The organism is Aminobacter sp. P4_H6_2 (assembly GCF_056400805.1).
In genome coordinates this window covers 1-1,236 of record NZ_JBFUKO010000996.1, presented here as the reverse complement: position 1 = coordinate 1,236, position 1,236 = coordinate 1, and the positions used below count along the sequence as shown (strand labels likewise).

Annotated in this window: 2 protein-coding genes; both read left to right on the top strand. The window is 64.0% G+C overall.

Annotation, left to right across the window (positions count from 1 at the left end):
- On the top strand, positions 1-1,037 hold a 1,037-nt coding region (locus AC1DUU_RS32405), incomplete at its 5' end, for an efflux RND transporter periplasmic adaptor subunit (protein ID WP_476787384.1).
- A 13-nt stretch (positions 1,038-1,050) separates the two neighbouring features.
- Positions 1,051-1,236: efflux RND transporter permease subunit (locus tag AC1DUU_RS32400; RefSeq protein WP_476787383.1), on the top strand; the 186-nt coding region annotated here is incomplete at its 3' end.

The window sequence follows — 1,236 nt, the reverse complement described above, 5'->3', positions numbered from 1 at the left end:
ACTGGGCCCAGGCCACGACCGAAAAGGCCGCACAGACCGGTGGCGCCAATCGTCAGGGCGGCCGTGGTGGCCAGGCTCAGACACCTGTTGTTACCCAGCTTGTCACCACCGGCACCATCAACGACAAGCTGTCGGCGATCGGCACTGGCCGCGCGCTGAACTCTGTCGTCATCAACCCCTATGCATCGGGGCGACTGACTGAAATTGCAGTCACGTCGGGGGAAAAAGTCGAGGCCGGCACGGTCATCGCCAAGCTCGATTCGGATTCTGAAGAGATAGCGCTCGAACGCGCCCGCATCGCGGAGGCTGATGCCGAGGCATCGCTCGAGCGGATCAAGGCGCTCAGGGCATCCAATACAGTCACCGCCGTGCAGCAAAGAGAAGCGGAACTTGCGCTCGACAATGCGCGGCTCGCTGTCCGTGACGCGGCTCTGGCACTCGATCGCCGGACCATCAGCGCGCCGATTGCCGGTGTCGTCGGCATCCTGCCAGTCGAAGCCGGCAACTACGTCACAAGCCAGACGACGATCGCCACCATCGACGACCGCTCGCGCATCATCGTCGACTTCTGGGTGCCGGAACGCTTCACCGGCCTGATCGCGGTCGGCGCGCCGCTTTCAGCCAATTCCATCGCTCGCCCCGGTCAGATCTTCGACGGTGTGGTCAGCGCTGTCGACAACAGGCTTGAAACACAAAGCCGTACGCTGCGCATCCAGGCCCGGCTCGACAATGACGGCGACGTGCTGCGCGCCGGCATGTCGTTCCAGGTCGCCATGCAGTTTCCCGGCGATACCTATCCATCGGTCGATCCGCTGGCTATCCAGTGGGGCGGCGACGGCGCCTTCGTCTGGGCGCTCGATAACGGCAAGGCCAAGCGCGTGCCAGTGCGCATCATCCAGCGCAACACCGACAGCGTGCTGGTGCAAGCCGCATTGACGGCTGGTGACAAGGTCGTCACCGAGGGCATCCACACAGTGCGCGAGGGTGCTGAACTTCTCGTTGCCGGCAGTGAAGCTGCCGCGCGCAGCGGCTCCTGAGCAGGAGCGGCCGATGAGCAGCGCCCAGAACGAACATGCTGAAAAAGGCATCACCGCACTTTTCGTGCGCCGGCCGGTGCTGGCGTTCGTCATCAATACCCTGATCGTGGTCGCCGGCCTCGCCGCCTTCTATGGCGTCGAGATCCGCGAACTGCCGGATGTCGACCGCCCTGTGATCACCGTGTCGACGACCTATTCG